This window comes from Bradyrhizobium sp. UFLA06-24, from assembly GCF_054967145.1.
This window is the reverse complement of sequence record NZ_JADFUE010000042.1, coordinates 21,019-37,932: the sequence shown is the minus strand read 5'-3', so window position 1 is coordinate 37,932 and position 16,914 is coordinate 21,019. Positions and strand designations below refer to the sequence as shown.

The 16,914-nt window shown below is 64.0% G+C and carries 17 protein-coding genes; 8 read left to right on the top strand and 9 right to left on the bottom strand.

Going from position 1 to position 16,914, the window contains the following annotated elements:
* Positions 1–103: 103 nt before the first annotated feature.
* The 8 genes from IF809_RS27250 to IF809_RS27215 are packed head-to-tail and all read left to right on the top strand — an operon-like array spanning position 104 to position 9,082.
* Entirely contained in the window at positions 104–1,216 is a 1,113-nt protein-coding gene (locus IF809_RS27250; protein WP_128964372.1) for an NAD-dependent epimerase/dehydratase family protein, read from the top strand.
* Positions 1,216–2,280: an NAD-dependent epimerase/dehydratase family protein gene (locus IF809_RS27245; RefSeq protein ID WP_128964371.1), complete on the top strand. Its 1,065-nt coding sequence runs from the start codon at positions 1,216–1,218 to the stop codon at positions 2,278–2,280. Before IF809_RS27250 ends, IF809_RS27245 begins: the two co-directional genes overlap by 1 nt.
* A complete protein-coding gene (locus IF809_RS27240) occupies positions 2,277–3,563 on the top strand; it encodes a TIGR04295 family B12-binding domain-containing radical SAM protein (RefSeq protein WP_462839030.1) in 1,287 nt (428 codons plus the stop codon). The genes IF809_RS27245 and IF809_RS27240 overlap by 4 nt, the downstream gene beginning before the upstream one ends.
* A complete protein-coding gene (locus IF809_RS27235; protein WP_128964369.1) occupies positions 3,560–4,672 on the top strand; it encodes a glycosyltransferase family 4 protein in 1,113 nt (370 codons plus the stop codon). The genes IF809_RS27240 and IF809_RS27235 overlap by 4 nt, the downstream gene beginning before the upstream one ends.
* On the top strand, positions 4,669–5,799 hold the full coding sequence (locus IF809_RS27230; RefSeq protein WP_128964368.1) for a CgeB family protein: 1,131 nt from the start codon (positions 4,669–4,671) through the stop codon (positions 5,797–5,799). The genes IF809_RS27235 and IF809_RS27230 overlap by 4 nt, the downstream gene beginning before the upstream one ends.
* A complete protein-coding gene (locus tag IF809_RS27225; RefSeq protein WP_128964367.1) occupies positions 5,796–6,884 on the top strand; it encodes a CgeB family protein in 1,089 nt (362 codons plus the stop codon). The genes IF809_RS27230 and IF809_RS27225 overlap by 4 nt, the downstream gene beginning before the upstream one ends.
* Positions 6,881–8,005 carry a CgeB family protein gene (locus IF809_RS27220; RefSeq protein WP_128964366.1) on the top strand — a complete coding sequence of 375 codons (1,125 nt, stop codon included), beginning with the start codon at positions 6,881–6,883 and terminating at the stop codon, positions 8,003–8,005. The genes IF809_RS27225 and IF809_RS27220 overlap by 4 nt, the downstream gene beginning before the upstream one ends.
* A gap of 12 nt (positions 8,006–8,017) precedes the next feature.
* Positions 8,018–9,082, top strand: coding sequence for a UDP-glucuronic acid decarboxylase family protein (locus IF809_RS27215; protein WP_128964365.1), 1,065 nt, complete (start codon positions 8,018–8,020; stop codon positions 9,080–9,082).
* Between the two features lie 133 nt (positions 9,083–9,215).
* Here IF809_RS27215 and IF809_RS27210 read toward each other — a convergent pair whose 3' ends face one another.
* The 9 genes from IF809_RS27210 to IF809_RS27170 form a co-directional block, all read right to left on the bottom strand.
* Entirely contained in the window at positions 9,216–9,497 is a 282-nt protein-coding gene (locus tag IF809_RS27210; protein ID WP_128964364.1) for a hypothetical protein, read from the bottom strand.
* Positions 9,498–9,500: 3 nt separating this feature from the next.
* Positions 9,501–9,767: a hypothetical protein gene (locus IF809_RS27205; protein ID WP_128964363.1), complete on the bottom strand. Its 267-nt coding sequence runs from the start codon at positions 9,765–9,767 to the stop codon at positions 9,501–9,503.
* 119 nt (positions 9,768–9,886) lie between these two features.
* Complete coding sequence (locus IF809_RS27200; RefSeq protein WP_164938472.1) at positions 9,887–10,201, bottom strand: hypothetical protein; 315 nt, start codon at positions 10,199–10,201, stop codon at positions 9,887–9,889.
* Between the two features lie 448 nt (positions 10,202–10,649).
* Positions 10,650–10,817, bottom strand: coding sequence for a DUF2934 domain-containing protein (locus IF809_RS27195; RefSeq protein ID WP_373291540.1), 168 nt, complete (start codon positions 10,815–10,817; stop codon positions 10,650–10,652).
* Positions 10,818–11,458: 641 nt separating this feature from the next.
* Positions 11,459–11,923 carry a hypothetical protein gene (locus IF809_RS27190; protein WP_128964359.1) on the bottom strand — a complete coding sequence of 155 codons (465 nt, stop codon included), beginning with the start codon at positions 11,921–11,923 and terminating at the stop codon, positions 11,459–11,461.
* Positions 11,907–12,821 carry a DUF2950 domain-containing protein gene (locus IF809_RS27185; protein WP_462839029.1) on the bottom strand — a complete coding sequence of 305 codons (915 nt, stop codon included), beginning with the start codon at positions 12,819–12,821 and terminating at the stop codon, positions 11,907–11,909. The genes IF809_RS27190 and IF809_RS27185 overlap by 17 nt, the downstream gene beginning before the upstream one ends.
* Complete coding sequence (locus IF809_RS27180) at positions 12,818–14,452, bottom strand: DUF3300 domain-containing protein (protein ID WP_462839028.1); 1,635 nt, start codon at positions 14,450–14,452, stop codon at positions 12,818–12,820. Before IF809_RS27180 ends, IF809_RS27185 begins: the two co-directional genes overlap by 4 nt.
* A gap of 104 nt (positions 14,453–14,556) precedes the next feature.
* Complete coding sequence (locus IF809_RS27175) at positions 14,557–16,446, bottom strand: sensor histidine kinase (protein ID WP_462839027.1); 1,890 nt, start codon at positions 16,444–16,446, stop codon at positions 14,557–14,559.
* Between the two features lie 93 nt (positions 16,447–16,539).
* Positions 16,540–16,896, bottom strand: coding sequence for a hypothetical protein (locus IF809_RS27170; RefSeq protein ID WP_462839026.1), 357 nt, complete (start codon positions 16,894–16,896; stop codon positions 16,540–16,542).
* Positions 16,897–16,914: the final 18 nt, after the last annotated feature.

The window sequence follows — 16,914 nt, the reverse complement described above, 5'->3', positions numbered from 1 at the left end:
CGTGACCAGCGCGCAGGTCGTCCGACCACCCAACAGGTGCGCTTCACCTCACATCATCGAGCGATCCCGAACGGATCGGTCTCACGATTGTACGGAGCGGTGAATGACGCGAGTATTGATCACAGGGGGCGCGGGCTTCATCGGCTCTCATGCGACGGATGTGCTGCTTGCCGCCGGCTACGAGGTTCGCCTGCTCGACAATCTCTCGCCGCAGGTCCACGGCGGCAACCGCCAGCGTCCATCCTACCTCGCCGACGATGCCGAACTCGTTGTCGGCGACGTCACCGACAGCCTCGCCGTAGAGCACGCCTTGCGCGGGGCCGACATGGTCCTGCATCTTGCGTCCGCCGTCGGCGTCGGCCAGAGCATGTATGATATCGAGCCTTACGTGCGGACCAACGAGCTCGGCACCGCCGTTCTCCTCCAGGCGTTGTCGAGGCGTCCCGTCGAACGGCTGGTCGTCGCCTCCTCGATGAGCGTCTACGGCGAAGGCCTCTATCGGCGGCCCGATCAGAGCGTCGTTGCCTGCGACGAGCGATCAATCGAACAGCTCCGCCGCGGCGAATGGGAATTGTGCGACACGGCCGGCCATCCGCTCCAGCCCGTACCTACGCCGGAGACCAAGCCGCCTTCCCTGAGCTCGGTCTACGCGCTGAACAAATTTGCGCAGGAGCGCATGTGCCTGATCACGGGCAAGGCTTACGGCATCCCCACCGCGGCGCTGCGCTTCTTCAATGTGTTCGGTCCGCGCCAGGCCCTGTCAAACCCGTACACCGGCGTACTCGCGATCTTTGCCGCGCGGCTGCTCAACGGACGACCGCCGCTGGTGTTCGAGGACGGCGAGCAGCGGCGCGACTTCGTTCATGTGCATGACGTCGCCCGTGCCTGCCGCATCGCGCTGGAAGCGGAGCATGCGCAGGACGTCTTCAATGTCGGCTCCGGCCAAAGCCGGAGCATCCTGTCTGTTGCCGAGGACCTCGCAGAGGTCATGGGGCGGCGCGACATCGCGCCCGAGATCACGCGAAAATACCGCGCCGGCGATATCAGGCACTGCTTTGCGGATATCGGCAAAACGCGCGACCTGCTCGGCTTCGAGCCCCAGGTGACCTTCAAGGACGGCCTCGAGGAGCTCGCGGACTATCTCGCGGACCAGATCGCCGATGACCAGGCCGAACGGGCCACCCAGGAGCTGCTGCAACGAGGATTGGTTGCGTGATGAATGAGCGAGACAACAAGCCCGTCCTAATCACCGGCGGCTGCGGCTTCATCGGATGCAATCTTGCGGACAGGCTGGCAGGGCGCGGCGAGCGCGTGCTGGTGCTGGACAATATGGCCCGCGCCGGCGTGCGCGAGAACGCACAATGGCTGAAATCCAGGCATGGCGATCTCGTCACCATCACGATGTCAGACATTCGCGAGCCGATCCCGGTGATCGACGCCGTGCGCGAGGCCCGGGCCGTGCTGCATTTGGCCGCTCAGGTCGCCGTGACCGACAGCGTGAGCGACCCGTCCGCCGATTTCGAGATCAACGCGCGCGGCACCCTGAACGTGCTCGAAGCGGTTCGACTGCATAACAGCACCGCGCCGGTGGTGTTTGCGTCCACCAACAAGGTCTATGGCCGCCTGATCGAGGACAGTGAGATCGCCCTCACCGGCCGTCGTTATACGCCTACCAGCGACCTCCTGGCCGGCGGCATCTCCGAGAATGCGCCACTCGACTTCTACAGTCCCTACGGCTGCTCCAAGGGGACCGCGGATCAGTACGTCCATGACTATGCGCGGGTCTATGGTCTCCAGACCGTGGTGATGCGCATGAGCTGCATCTATGGGCCGCGCCAGTTCGGCACCGAGGATCAGGGCTGGATCGCACATTTCCTGCTGAGCGCGATCCGCGGCAAGCCTCTGACGATCTATGGCGATGGCTATCAAGTCCGCGACGCGCTGCATGTGTCGGATGCAGCCTCTGCCTGGCTCGCCGTGCTCGATCGGGTCGCGCTCGCGCGCGGACGCGTGTTCAATCTCGGCGGCGGACCGGCCAACGCCATCAGCCTGCGGGAATTGATCGAGCAGATTGCCGAACTCACCGGCCGCGAGGTCACCTACGGCTTTGCCGATTGGCGCCCCGGCGATCAGCCCTGGTACGTCACTGACACCCGCGCGCTGTCGACGACCCTCGGATGGGCGCCGCAGGTGTCGGTCGCCGAGGGCCTTCGCTCGCTGCACGCCTGGCTGGACGGCCGTTTCGGAGAAACACAAGGCAACCGTGGGGCTCTCGCATGACGCGGGTCGCCCTGATCAATCCGAATTGGGATTTTGGTGGCAGCATCTATTTCGGCTGCAGGTCCCCTCACCTTCCGCTCGAGCTCGGCATCTCCGAGCATTATCTGAAAGCGGCCGGGCACCGGACGCTGTTGCTCGACGCGCACATGTTCGATCTGTCGTGCCAGGACATCGAGGCCGAATTGCGCGCGTTCGGTCCCGACCTGATCGTCATCACGACAGCCCCGACCTACCTGTTCTGGCGGTGCGCACCGCCGGAGCTTCGCGTTCCGCAGGAGCTGGCGCTGGCGGTGCGGGATCTGGCACCAGTGCTCGTCGCCGTCGGTCCGCACGGCTCGACCACGCCGCGAGCGGCCCTCAGGAAGCTCGGCGTCGACATCATCGTGATGGGCGAATGTGAACGATCCTTGCTGCGCCTCGCCAACGGGGAGCGGGACTTTGCCGGCCTATGCTTTGCGGACGGCACTTCGGTCAGGGTCAATGGCGGGCCGCAGGCCGTCGAGTTCAGGGATCAGCCAGCGCTCGACTGGCCGGACGAGATGATCCGGCGGCATCGTCACCACCATCACCGGTTCGAGGCAGAGCCGGTGGGCCCCGGCGCAGAAGTCGAGGCGTCGCGAGGATGCCCTTACAACTGCACGTTCTGCGCCAAGGAGAATTTTCGCAACGCCTATCGCAAGCGGCCGCCATCGATCATTCTCGACGAGATCGATCGCCTGCGCGAGCAAGGCGTCGAATATGTCTACTTCATCGACGAGATCTTCCTGCCAAACCCCGAGCTCCTGGAAGGGCTGAGCACGCGCGGCCTCAAGTTCGGGGTGCAGACGCGCATCGATCTCTGGAAACCGGATATGCTTGCACTGCTCGGCCGCGCCGGTTGCGTCTCGATCGAGGCCGGAATCGAGAGCCTCACCGTCGAGGGGCGCGCGGTGCTCGCCAAGAACTGCAAGATGACAACCGACCAGCTCGCCGACCGGCTGGTCGAAGCTCGCCGCCACGTTCCCTTCGTGCAGGCCAATCTGATCGAGGTGCCCGAGGACGACGATCCCGTGGTGCAGCGCTGGCGCCGCAAGATGCAGGATGCCGGCATTTGGGCGAACGATCCGGTCCCGCTGTATCCCTATCCCGGCTCGCCGGATTACCGAAAGCTGTGGGGCGAAGCCGACGATTTCGCCTGGGAGCGCGCGCATCGGCACTATCTCGGGATGTTCGATCAGTTCAGCGACGTGCAGAACGACCGGCCAATTCCGCTCGATGCCCTCGAACATCCGGTGGCACCATGAGCCAAGGTTCGGACATCAGGATCCTGATGACGACCGACACTGTGGGCGGCGTGTGGACCTATTCCTGCGCCCTCGCCGCGAGCCTTGCCGCCTCGGGCGCCGAAGTCACCTTGGCAACGCTGGGCCCCCGCGCGCGTGCCGACCAGCACGAAATGCTGTGTGACTCCCGAGTCCGCCTGATCGAAACCGACCTCGCTCTTGAATGGCAGGACCCGGAAGGACGAGACCTGCCCAATGCCCACCGCACCCTCGCCGCGCTCGAAGCGCAGTTCAGGCCGGACATCGTCCACCTTAACAGTTTCCGGGAGGCGACCTTGTCGTGGCGCGCGCCGACCGTTCTCGTGGCGCATTCCTGCGTCAATTCGTGGGCGCTGGCCTGCCGGGATTCGGACTGGCTCGGCGAACCCCGGTGGACGCGTTATACGGAGCGGGTGGCCGCGGCGCTCGACAGCACGCAGGCGTGGGTTTGCCCCAGCCGGTCCTTTCACGATGACCTCGTGGAGATCTATCGTCCCCGCTCACCCGGAGCCGTGATCTGGAACGGGATTGCGGCGAGCGCCTTTCCCAATCGCAAGCGGGAGCTGATCTTCGCGGCCGGCCGGCTGTGGGATCGTGCCAAGAACATCGAGGTTTTGGCAGCGGCTGCGCCCGGGCTGGATTGGCCGGTTCAGGTCGCGGGACCTGCTGACGCAGATCCGTCTGCGAGCATCTGCTGGCTAGGCCCATTGTCCCACAGCGCCTTGCGTGGACACCTCCAGCACGCCGCTATCTTTGCAAGCCCCGCGCTGTACGAGCCGTTCGGCCTCTCGGTTCTGGAGGCCGCCGCTGCCGGCTGTGCGCTCGTGCTGTCGGATATTGCAACATTCCGGGAATTGTGGAGCGGAGCGGCAAGGTTCTTTGAGCCCGGTGACAGTCAGGCGCTGCACCGCATACTCGCCGAACTCTGCGCCGATGATATCGAGAGAACGCGCCTGCAGCGCGCCGCCTATGAACATTCCCTGAGCTATTCGCTGGCGCGCACGACCAGCGCCTATCTGAAGCTCTACCAAGGGCTGCTCGCTTCCAATCGCCCGTCGCCCCAAGCCGGTCAGGTCGAGGTGCACGCATGAAATGCGTCCTGTTCTACCACGCGTTCACCTCCTGCTGGAACAACGGCAACGCTCATTTCCTGCGCGGCTATGCCCGCGAGCTGCATGCGCTCGGTCACGAGGTCGTCGTGTTCGAGCCGGTCGATGGCTGGAGCCGATTGAACGCCATCCGCGAGAGCGGCAGCCAGGCGCTGCAAGACATCGGCCGGCTGTTCCCCGGCGTCTCAATTCGTCGCTACGATGCTTCACTCGATTTCGACGAAGCACTGGATGGTGCCGATCTCGTCATCGTACACGAATGGAATTCGCCCGAGGTGATCGAGCAGATCGGATACAGGCGCGCGCACGGAGCTCCGTTCGCGTTGCTGTTTCACGACACCCATCATCGCGCGATCACTGCGCCGGATGAGCTCGCGCAGTTCGACCTCGATGCGTTCGACGGCGTGCTCGCCTTCGGCGAGGTGCTTCGCCAGATCTACATCAAGCTCGGCTGGGGGGATCGAGCCTATACCTGGCACGAGGCCGCCGACACCGCCATGTATCACCCCCTGCCGCACGTCGAGCGCACCGACGATCTGGTCTGGATTGGCAATTGGGGCGACGGCGAACGGAGCGCCGAGCTCAATGAGTTCCTCGTCGAGCCCGTCGCCGAACTTGGCTTGCGAGCGAACGTCTACGGCGTTCGTTACTCCGACGATGCGCTCCAGATCATCCAGGCTGCGGGCATCCGATATGGTGGATGGCTGCCGGCGCACTGGGCTCCGGTCGCCTTCGCCGGAGCGCGCGCGACCGTCCACGTTCCTCGCGGCCCTTATGTGCGGTCGCTTCCAGGCATTCCCACCATCCGTGTGTTCGAGGCGCTCGCCTGCGGCATTCCCTTGGTCTCCGCGCCGTGGTCCGACGAGGAAAGCCTGTTTCCGGATCGCGCTTATCTCCAGGCCGCCAACGGCGCAGAGATGAAGCGTGCACTCCGTGCTGTTCTCGATGATCGGGAGCTGTCCGCCGCCATGGTGGCCACCGGGCTGCGGACGATCCGGGAGCGCCATACTTGCCGCCATCGCGCACAACAGCTTGTGGGCATTGTCGAGGCCATTCGTGCCTCCGACACCTCGTCACGGCCTGAGCGTTACATCGGAGCTTCCGCATGAAGATCTGCTTCTTCGGATCAAGCCTCGTTTCGTCCTACTGGAACGGTGCCGCCACTTATTACCGCGGTATGCTCAAGCAGATTGCGGCGCTCGGACATGACATCACGTTCTTCGAGCCCGACGCCTTCGAGCGACAGGCCCATCGCGACATCGCCGATCCCGACTGGGCCAAAGTCGTCGTCTACCCCGCAACTGCCGATGGCTGGCGCGGCTCGCTCGAGACAGCTGCGCGTTCGTCCGACATGCTGATCAAGGCCAGCGGCGTCGGTGTGTTCGATCAGGAGCTGGAGATCGCGGTTGCGGCCCTGCCCTCCCGAACCATGCGGATCTACTGGGACGTCGATGCTCCCGCGACGCTCGAAGCGATGGCAAACGATTCCGCGCATCATCTGCGGCGCGCGATTCTATCCTACGACATGGTCCTGACCTATGGCGGTGGCGACGGCGTCGTAACGGCCTACCGCGCTATGGGCGCGCGGGATTGCGTGCCGATCTATAACGCGCTCGATCCCGAGACGCATTTTCCGTCCCCGTCCAAGCCGGACTTCGCCTGCGATCTCAGCCTGCTGGCAAATCGCCTGCCCGATCGCGAGCAGCGGGTCGAACACTTCTTCCTCGACGTCGCACGCGAGCTGCCTGGCAAGACGTTCGTTCTCGGCGGCTCCGGCTGGGAGACGAAAGACACGCCCGGCAACCTCCGCAAGGTCGGGCATGTCGGCACCAGCGAGCACAACGCCTTCTTCGGCTCCGGTCTCGCCACGCTCAACGTCAATCGCGACAGCATGGCGCGTTATGGTTTCTCGCCGCCGACGCGGGTGTTCGAGGCGATCGGCGCCGGCGCCTGCCTGATCACCGATAAGTGGGACGGCATCGACCATTTCCTCGAGCCGGATCGCGAAGTGCTCGTGGCTGCGAGCGGGGCCGAAATTGCCGGCCATCTCGACGCCCTCGATCCCGATCGCGCCGCTGCGATCGCCGGCCGAGCCCGCGCGCGCATCCTGGGCCAGCACACCTATCGGCAACGCGCCCGTCAATTCAACGATCTCTTTGTCGGAAGCAGCTCGCGCATCGAGGCAGCAGAATGAACCTCAATATCGTCGTCGTCGGTCTCTCGGTCACATCGTCATGGGGCAATGGTCACGCCACGACCTACCGCGCCCTGATCGAGGCCCTCGCGCGACGAGGCCACCATGTCACGTTCCTTGAACGCGACGTCGCCTGGTATCGGCAGCATCGCGATCTCACGAAGCCGTCGTCCTGGACTGTCGAGCTCTATCAGTCGCCCAAGGACGTGCCTCGCCGCTTCGGCAAGCTGATCCGGGACGCGGACCTCGTCATGATCGGCTCTTACGTGCCTGACGGCATCGCGATCTCCGAGTGGATCACGAGTCAGGCACGGGGAATCACCGCGTTCTACGACATCGATACCCCCGTGACGCTGGCGAAGCTCGACCACGGCCTCGACTATTTGTCGGCCGCGATGATCCCGCGCTTTGATCTCTATCTGTCATTTGCCGGCGGTCCGGTGCCCGGCATGATCGAACAGCGGTACGGCAGCCCGATGGCGCGCGTTCTCTATTGTAGTGCCGACACGGAAGCCTACACGCCGCAACAGGCGCAGGCGAGATGGGCCCTTGGCTATCTCGGAACCTATAGCGAAGACCGGCAGCCGGTTCTTGAACAGTTGCTGCTGTCGCCAGCGCGTACTCTGTCGTCGGCCCAATTCGCGGTCGCAGGCGCGCAATATCCCGCTGATATCGCCTGGCCCGGCAATGTCATGCGGATCGAGCACCTCCCGCCGAAACAGCACCCGGCGTTTTACGCGGAGCAGCGGTTTACCCTCAACGCGACCCGCGCCGACATGCGCGCGCTGGGCTTCTCGCCGAGCGTTCGCCTGTTCGAAGCGGCAGCCTGCGGCACGCCCGTGATTTCAGACCGATGGCCGGGCATAGAAACCATCTTCGAGCCGTCGCGCGAAATCCTGCTGGCCTCGACCGCGCGCGACGTCATCGAGATCCTGCGCGACATGCCCGAGGAGCGTCGCCGTGCCATCGCGGAGAGTGCACGCCGGCGCGTTCTGACCGACCACACCTCCGACCAGCGGGCTCGCCAGCTGGAGAGCTATTACGCCGAAGCGGCCGCGCGACGCCGCCGCAAATCCGCGCGGCTTCCCGCCCGCCGCCCGATGCAAGTCGCCGAACTCTAAAGAGAGCTTGCCATGACGCTCCAGACCCGCATTCCGTCCCTTCATCGCTCGCCGACCGCCCTGATTGCCGGTGGCGCGGGCTTCATCGGCTCTCATCTCTGCGACTCGCTCCTGCAACGCGGCCACAGGGTGATCTGCCTGGACAATTTGTTCACGGGCAGCATCGACAATATCAGGCCGCTGCTGAATCATCCGCACTTCCGCTTCATCGATCACGATGTCCGCGAGCCGATCGAAATCGACGACCAGATCGAGCGCATCTACAGCCTCGCCTGTCCCGCTTCGCCCCGACATTACCAGAAGGACCCCATCGGAACGATGAAGACATGCGTGCTCGGCGCCATCAACATGCTCGAACTCGCGCGCCTGAAGGGCGCCAGAATCCTGCAGGCCTCCACCAGCGAGGTCTATGGCGATCCGGAGGTGCATCCGCAGCCGGAATCCTATCTCGGCAACGTCAATCCGATCGGACCGCGAGCCTGCTACGACGAGGGCAAGCGCGCCGCCGAGACGCTGATGTTCGACCACCACCGCACACACGGAACCGAGATCAAGGTCGCGCGCATATTCAACACCTATGGCCCGCGCATGCTGGAGAACGACGGCCGCGTCGTTTCCAACTTCATCGTGCAGGCCCTGCGCGGCGAGCCGATCACGATCTATGGCGGCGGCACGCAAACCCGGAGCTTCTGTTTCGTCGACGATCTCGTGCGCGGGCTCCAACTGTTGATGGAGAGTCCTGCCTCGGTGACCGGCCCGTGCAACCTCGGAAATCCGCACGAGGTCACCATCGAGACCATCGCCCGGGAGGTCCTGACATACACGGAATCGACGTCACCGCTCCGTTTCGAGGCGCTGCCGAAGGATGATCCGAAGCGCCGCAAGCCGGTCATCGACACCGCAACGCGCCTCCTGGGATGGCGCCCACGCGTGGCGCTGAAGGATGGTCTTCAAGCCACGATCGCCTATTTCGCATTGCGCATCGCGGACGAGACACCGACGCTGGTACCGGCTCTCGCGCCGCGGAAGAAAGGTCCGGCGCGCGGCCTGCTCAAGGTCGCAGATCAGGACCGATAGACCTTTGGATTTGATCCGGGTTGAAGAGCATCCGTGAAATCGGGATCCGAAGGTGCGAGTCCAGGGCGATAATCTCGCTCGGCCTCAAGCGGCGGCTCGCGACAGCCACGCGACGACCGCGCGCCTATCGATGCTATTTGCCGCCGCCCTGAATGGACGAACCCGAGGTCGAATTGCTGGTTGCGGGCTGGCCGGTGCGATCGTGGCCGGGGTTCGCTCCGCCGGTGGCGTTGTTGCCGTAGCTGTTGCCCTGGTTGGTGTTCACGGTGCCGCCGACGTTGGTTCCTGCTGTGCCCTGCACGCTCGAGGAACTGGTCGTGGTCTGCCCGGCGGCCGACCCGCCCGAATTGCTCTGCGCGAGGGCGAACGGCAGGCTGCCGAACATGAGGCTCAGAAAGATCGCGATGCACTTCATGATCTATTTTGGCTCCTTGTTTCGAAACGGATCGGCAGCCTCGTCATAGCCACGCCTGCTGCCGAAGAACATCAGTGCCATCAGGCCGCAGCCGATCAGCAGCGAAAAGAACGAGCCGAGGCCGAGCGCGATCCAGCCGTTCGCCTCCATGGGCACGTCGTTCACGCCGTTGGTCGCATCCCACGCCCAAGCGATGCCGAACGCGACAAGGCCGAGCATGGCGAACAGTGCTGCAATGAGAAGAACCTGTCCGAGCTTGATGCTGCGCATGGTCGGCTCCCTTCGGCGGGCAACCGCGGGAGACATGCGCCAGTTCCTAATGCTGCGCGCGATTAGGCACTCTCAGTCGTCGCGGCAGTTGCCGTTCGATGAGCGCGCAACATCGTGCTTCAGCGGCCGCCTTTCATCCCTGCTCGTTCAACCGGAGGAACCGACATGAAGATCCCTGCCCTGGTCGCACTCGTCGCGGCCCTGATCACGACATCGCCGGCCGGCGCGCAAAGCGGATCGGGTGCATCCCACACCGGGTCCAGCATCAATTCGTCCGGCACCGGCGGCACGACAGGCGCCGGAGCCTCGAGCTTGAATACACCGGCGGACAACAATGGCGGCGGATCGAGTGCCCCGGCGAAATCCGCGCCCGCATCGCCGGACGCGACGGGTGCCGGCACGACGCAGGGAAGCGCGGCCCCGAATACCGGCACTTCGGGATCCGGCCGGAAATAGCAGCCGGGCTCCGCAGCAACATCGCCTTGCCGACATGCTTCTTCTCTGTGTGCTTTGGGTCACAGCAGAATCGGACCGCCTTGCCTACAAGGATCCGGCATGGCCGCAAACAAGGTAACGGCGGTACGCACGAGGCTGCGGAGGCGATCAACAGCTACGGACTTTTTGAAGCCGCCGAGGTGAAGAGCCCGGCGGCTTTTTTCTGATCGAGAGCGCCATTGCCGAGCGCAGTTGAATGCACTCGCCTCTAGTGCCAGGTCGTGTCCGCCGTGACGATGACGGCCCTCGTCTCGGGGTCCTCAACCGTGTTGCAGGTGCACGGCATGCCTTCGCCGCATTGGCATCCGCCCGCCTCTTCGGTCCAGGCGCGTAGCGGGTGGTTTTCGCAAACCCAGCCCAGACCGCGGCAGAACAGACATGGCGTCTTCATAGCGTATCCGGCGTCCGCATCGTGTCCGACCTGTCCTCGTTGCGCAGCTCCTGCTCGGCCGCGTGCCAGAACTCGTCCTCGCGGCCTTCGGGCTTGCCGGCGCGCTCCCATAGCTGGTGCGCGCGCTCTCTGATCTCCTGCTCGCTCGGCTCGGACAATTGCATCTCCTCTCCTGACGCGCGGCCCCACCCTGGGGGGCTGGGGGGACTTGGAGGCGGGGCCACGCAGGCCAGCCATCGGCGGCGACGCTGACCCGGAGATTCAAGCGTTGACGATGAGGAGGGTTCCTATGCCGGCCACGCCACGGACCCGACGCGTTTTAAGGACGCAGGTGAGGATAGCGGCGCGCTCGCCGCTGTCCGGGACGCTTCGCGCCGGGACTAGCGGATCTGGTCCCGACGCGGCGCGGTATGTTGGGCCGAGAGCAGCAGGAAGAGAGCTCTCGCGCCTTTGTAGCTGGCTGCCTCGCGGCTACGCTCGCGGCCAAGCATCACGGGTTTTCCGGGCAAGGCGCAGACCGTCCATTCCCAGGAGCGGGAGCGCTTCCGGACTTTGATATCGAACATCGCGAAGTAACTGGACCCGTCCTTCCGGCTCATCTGGACAGGCGCCCGATCTTTACCAAGGTGACTCAACCAAAACCCCTGCTTGGTGGTACGAAAGCGAACAAATCACTAGACCAACCAGGCTTCCCAATGATGACCCATTTGGGTGATGCGGGAGTAAAATCGCGCGAAAGACGTTGCGCCGGAATCCGGATCTGAACGGCCCGCGGCCAAATGATCCCGCAGAGAATGCATTTGGCTTACTTCAGCGAGATCGTGATCGCGCTGAGATTGGCGGCCATCTCAAGGCCGGCCTTGGGCCCTTGCAGCACCATCACAACTCCATTGTCGTTTCGAAGGTGAACACCACCCACACCGCCGACGAGAGCGCCGCCACCACCAACCGAACTGTAGGTGCCGGCGAAGTCGCGGACCTCCCTGATGCCGGACGCCCAACCTGACAGGCGGCCGGCCGTCGCGCCGGCCGTGATCCCCAGGCTTATTCCTGTGACCCGGAAGGGATAGCTGCGACCGCGATAGTTCAATACTCCACTGCCGGCACCGCCACCCAAAAGCAGGCCCGCCTTTACGATCTTGACCCGGACCTGGCCGGCAGCTTGCGCAAGCGCGGGAACGGCTGGAATCGTGACGGCGATTAACGCGATCGCGGCAAGGCGGCCGAGCGACCGCAGCGGCGGGCCCGTCATCTCACGGCTTCGCGGCATCGACCTTCTTCCAGGTCTGGTCGGGATCAAACAGCGTTAGGCGCTTGGCGACGAAGTCGGTGCGTTTGCCGAGATCCTTCTGGTAGACGACGCCGGCATGACTGACCAGGAAGGTCATCACGCCGGAATTGCCGTACTCGGCCGGCCACGCAATCAGCGCGAAGCCGCCGATCATCTTGCCTTTGACGACGTAGTTCAAGGCGCCCCCGGGGGCGTCGGGCCCCTGCCCCTTCAGGATGCGGAAGTAATAGCCGTGATAGGGCGTCATGCTCTCGCCGGCTTTGTAGCCCTCGCTCGAGGCTTGCGCCGCCAGGGGTCCTAGCGGGCTCGGATCGTTGTCGTCGCGCCAGAACAGTCCATCCTTCTTGCCAGGCGACGACATGATGTGCTGCGCGTAGACTCCGACGCCCTCGCCGCGGTCCTTATCGGCATAATCGTTCTGCGCGTCGACAAAAGAGAGCGCGGTCTGGATCGCGTCGAGCTCGTTGCGTCCAATCCGCCGGCGAAGCACTTCGATGCGTCCCTCGTCGGTGTCGAATTCCCAGCCCGCCTTGGTGTTGACAAGCGGAATCGGGAACGGGAAATCGTCGGCTCCCAGGATGAGGGTTGCGCTCTTGTTGCCCTCCGCCTTGATGCCGTGCTTGGCCTCGTACATCGAGCTGAAGCGCTGGCGGATGTCGTTGTCGGCAACCTCATCGCCGGAGGAGACGATGTCCTCGGCTGCCCTGCCGAGCACTTTGAGGATATCACGAGGCCCGCTCTTGACTGCGGCAGCAAGCGCTGCGGCCGCGTCCTCTGGCGTCTTGTAGGATTGCTGTGCCTGGGCCACGGAACCAAGCAGCGCAAACACGAACATGCCCGGCAACACCGCGCGCTGCAGCGATTTCAGACTGATCATGGCATCACCTCCGCAGGGATCTTCGCGCCGCCGGCAAGCCAATCGCGGTAGGTGCGGAATGTCAGGCCAAGCTTTTCATAATAGACGCGGAGATAGCCGTCGCTGCCGCGAGCCACTGCGTCAGGCATCACCTGTTCGACCTCCTGCGCCATCACACCGACATAGGCCTTGTCGCTGCCGATATAACTGAAGCGATAATAGCCGAGGCCATTTGCGAGGTGCCCGAGCAGGACGATGTCGTGCTTCAGCGCGATATCGGAGCGCCGGCCGCCCCCGCCACCTCCACGACCGCCGCCTCCTCCACCGCCGCGCATCGCCATCCCACCTCCGCCGCCTCGGCCAGCCATGCTCGGTCCGCCGCCACCACCTCGCGGCATACTTGCCATGCTCGACCGCCCGCGCGCTGACGCCGCGGCCGCGGACCGACCGGACGAGACGTTCATCGCGCCGCCGCGATTGCCGCCGCCGCCGGCACGGTTTGCAGCCTTTGCGCGATCGCCGCCTCCTTTGGCAGCGGCCTTGGCGCGATCACCGCCGCCTTTGGCACGATCTCCGGCACCGCCGCGATCACCACCGCCGGGTCGATCGCCGCGATTCCCCGCGCGATCACCTCCGCGATCACCCGGTCCATTCCGATCACCAACGCGGTCGCCCGCTCGGTCTCCCGTCCCCTGATTGGGCCGCAGCACCTGGTTGCCGTCGCGACCGCGGAAGTCCATCCGGTCCGACGCGCCCGCTTTCAGATTGCTGCTGCCGAATTTCTGCTGAACGTTCGCATTGTTGTAGCGCACGCCCTGTCGATGCGCCGGATTGTGCTGCCAGCCGTTGCCGATGTTCGTCGTCCGGTGATTGACGTAGACGTTGCGGTTGCCCCAGTTGCAGCCACCGCCCCAGTAATTGCCCCAGCGTCCGACCGCCCAGGCCGTACCGAAGGCGATGCCCGCCGCCACCACTCCCGCACCGATATAGGACGGATAGCCCCAATAATACGGCGGATATTCCGCATAAGGCCAGCTGCCGTAGACGGTGGCCGGGTCGTAATACGGCACATACATCGCTGCTGGATCCGCCTGCTGGATCACGACGACCTGCCTGCCTTCCTGAGACTGGACGCTGACCTTCTGCTGCTTGGTGGTGACCAGCTTCTTGTTGTCATAGGCCTTGTTGCGCAGCCGCTGGATCGCGTCCATCACGTCGGGCTGCTGCGCGAGAAAGGCGTCGCCGAGCTTCTTGGTCCAGTCGAGTTGATCGCTCATCATGGTCAAGACGTCGGCGGTGCTGGCCAGCGCCTTGACGCTGTCGTCCCAGCCCTGCTTGTCCACCTCTGTCTTCAGCGCGTCGCCCTTGAGGTTCTTGCGTTCCTTCAGCCACCGGTCGGCCTGAACTACCTCCAACGGATAGGTCGAGGCGGCCAGCACGTTGGCCAGCAATTCGTCGGGATAGAGCGCAATCGGCGCGACCAGGGCTTCGAGTTGTTCGGGCTTGAGGAGCTCGGCCGTCGGCGTTGCGGGACTGGCCGGTTGCGCCTGCGGGGCTGGTCCGGCCGACTTGTCGCTTGTCTGGGCCGACACGCAAACCGGCGCGGCCAGCACCAGCGCGAGCGCGAGCAACGTCTTGCCGCAGCGGATCATCGCATCCTCCATTTCAGTCCTGCCGATAAGCATGAGACCGAGAGAGGGACGTTCATTGACAAAAATCAACGAAACGGGAGCGTCGCCCATTGCAGCGCGGGATGCTAACTCGCGATCGGGAGGCGAACCGTGAACAGAGCACCGCCGAACGGCTGGTTCTCCGCGGAAATCGTGCCGTGGTGCGCCTCGACGATCGTTCGCACGATCGCCAGCCCCATGCCCATGCCCTCCGGCTTGGTGGTGAAGAAGGGCTCGAAGATGGTTTTGAGATCGGCAATTGCGATGCCTGGTCCCGTGTCGCCCACCCGGATTTCGGCAGCCCCTGCCGAGCGTCCCATGGTGACGCTGACTTCGCGCTTGCCTGCCTTGCTTTCCGATATCGCCTCCAACGCATTGAGGATCAAATTGAGGACGACCTGCTGCAGCTGGACAGGATCGCCCTTGACGTGCAGCTCCATCTCCGGCGGGGCATAAAACGCCAACGTGATATTGCGCCCTGTCGCCACATCACCGACCAGGCCGATCGCTTCCCGCACCGTTTCATTCAGTTCGATATCCCTGATCTCGAACGGCGCCTTCTTGAGTACGCTGCGCAACCGGCGGATCACCTCGCCGGCTCGCTGGTCGTCACGCCTGATGTCGGCAAGAATCTCGCCGATTTCGGCGAGATCGGGCGCAGTGCCCTTCAGCATCAGCTCCGCCGTCTCCGCGTTGGTCAAAATCGAACCAAGGGGCTGATTCAGCTCATGGGCGATCGACGCGGTCAGTTCTCCGACGGCTGCGTAACGATTGACATGCGCGAGCTCGGCCAGGCGCTGTCGGGATTCGACCTCGGCGAGGCGTCGCCCCCGGCGCTCATGAAGCAAGCCGCTGATGAGCCCTGCCTGGATGAGAATCACCGCGGCGATCAGAGCCAGCTGCCAACGGTATTCTTCCCAAATGCCTGGCTCCCGGAACAGGACCTCGCTGCCTTCAGGCAGGTTGCTCTCGCTGATTCCCCATCGCTGCAATTCGCGCCAGTCGTACTTCGGCGCAGCATAGACGATAGGCTCGATCTTGACGTCTGCCGGCTTCTCGCCGCCGAGGATGCGCAGGGCCGCATCGGCAGTCTTTTCGCCCAGTTCGGGAATGGAATGCATGGGACCGCCGACGATGTGGCGTCCGAAGAACGACTCCTCGAAGCAGAAAATGGGGGCATTGGCAACGGCACGGAGGCGCTGCAGCGCGCGATCGCCGTCATGAACGACCCCGGCTGCATCGACAGACATCAAGCCCCAGAACAAAACCGTGTGTGGGGGGAGCGCCGAGGCGCGCTTCAGGATCTCGTCGAACGGCAGATCGCCGTACCAGACGAACGAAACACGATTTCCGAGCGTCTCGACATCCTTCTTGACCTCATCGAGCCAGAATTTCTCCAGCTCGGACGCACCGATGACGAGAGCGATCGTCCGCGTATCCGGCAGCACCTGAAGCACGTTGCGGAATGCCGCAACAAAGTCGTTGCGAACCGACACCACGGTGTCCTGCTCGGTCAGGCTCGCGCGGTCGATCAGCCGTTCTTCCACCGTTGTAAGGACCATCGGCGCGTTCGGAAACAAATCCGTGCGGTGCTTCTGCACGAACCCGGCGGCAGGCCCGCCGATGCTCATCACGATGTCAGGTGGACGCCCTTGGTAGATCGAGCGCAGATACTCGACGAAGGGTCCTTCAGGACCTGGCCCGGTGAACCGCGCGGTCAGCAGCGTGTGCTCCTGAATGTCGAGCGGCCAGGGCGAGCGCTGCTCGAGATTCATCTTGATGTTGCGCGCGTATTCGCTCCAGGGCAGGAAGTCCCGTCCGAAGGAATGCAACAACAACACGCGCTTGGGTGCGCGGCGCTCGTCAGCATGAGCTGGCCCTATTCCAGCGGCCCACCAAAGCGCCAATCCGAGGCACAACAGCGCAACCTTGGCAACTTTCCGCTTGGTCGACGCAATGAAATTGCGCCTGCTCATGTTTCTCTCCGGCGCGTCCTGCGGACGGCGCCATCACAGCACATTGGGCGTTCTTGCACTAGTGCAGGTTGCAACCGCGCTGCTGGAAGCCGTCTATTGCGACGAACATCGGTGATACCGGATCTCCATGTCTTCCATACCCGGAAAGAGCCGCACGATGCTGTCGGCATCCAATGCCTTCACGCTGAACTGAATACTGGACAGCATGATGTCGGTGGCGCAGGCCGCGATCAGGTTGACGCTCGAGCCGTTGTCCTTTCTGGCCTTCACTTTGCAGCGTGCGAACTTGCCGATCAGCTGATCACCGTCGACGATGAAGCCGCCGCCATAGACCTCGGACATCTCGGTAAAGCCGAGCTTGCCTCCTTCACGGGTGAACACCTTCTCGCACTGATCGGCGCTGGTGGCCCAGGCACCGTTCAGGTCAACGGCACCGGCAGGTTCGGCCAACGCAAAGATTGCGGAAAT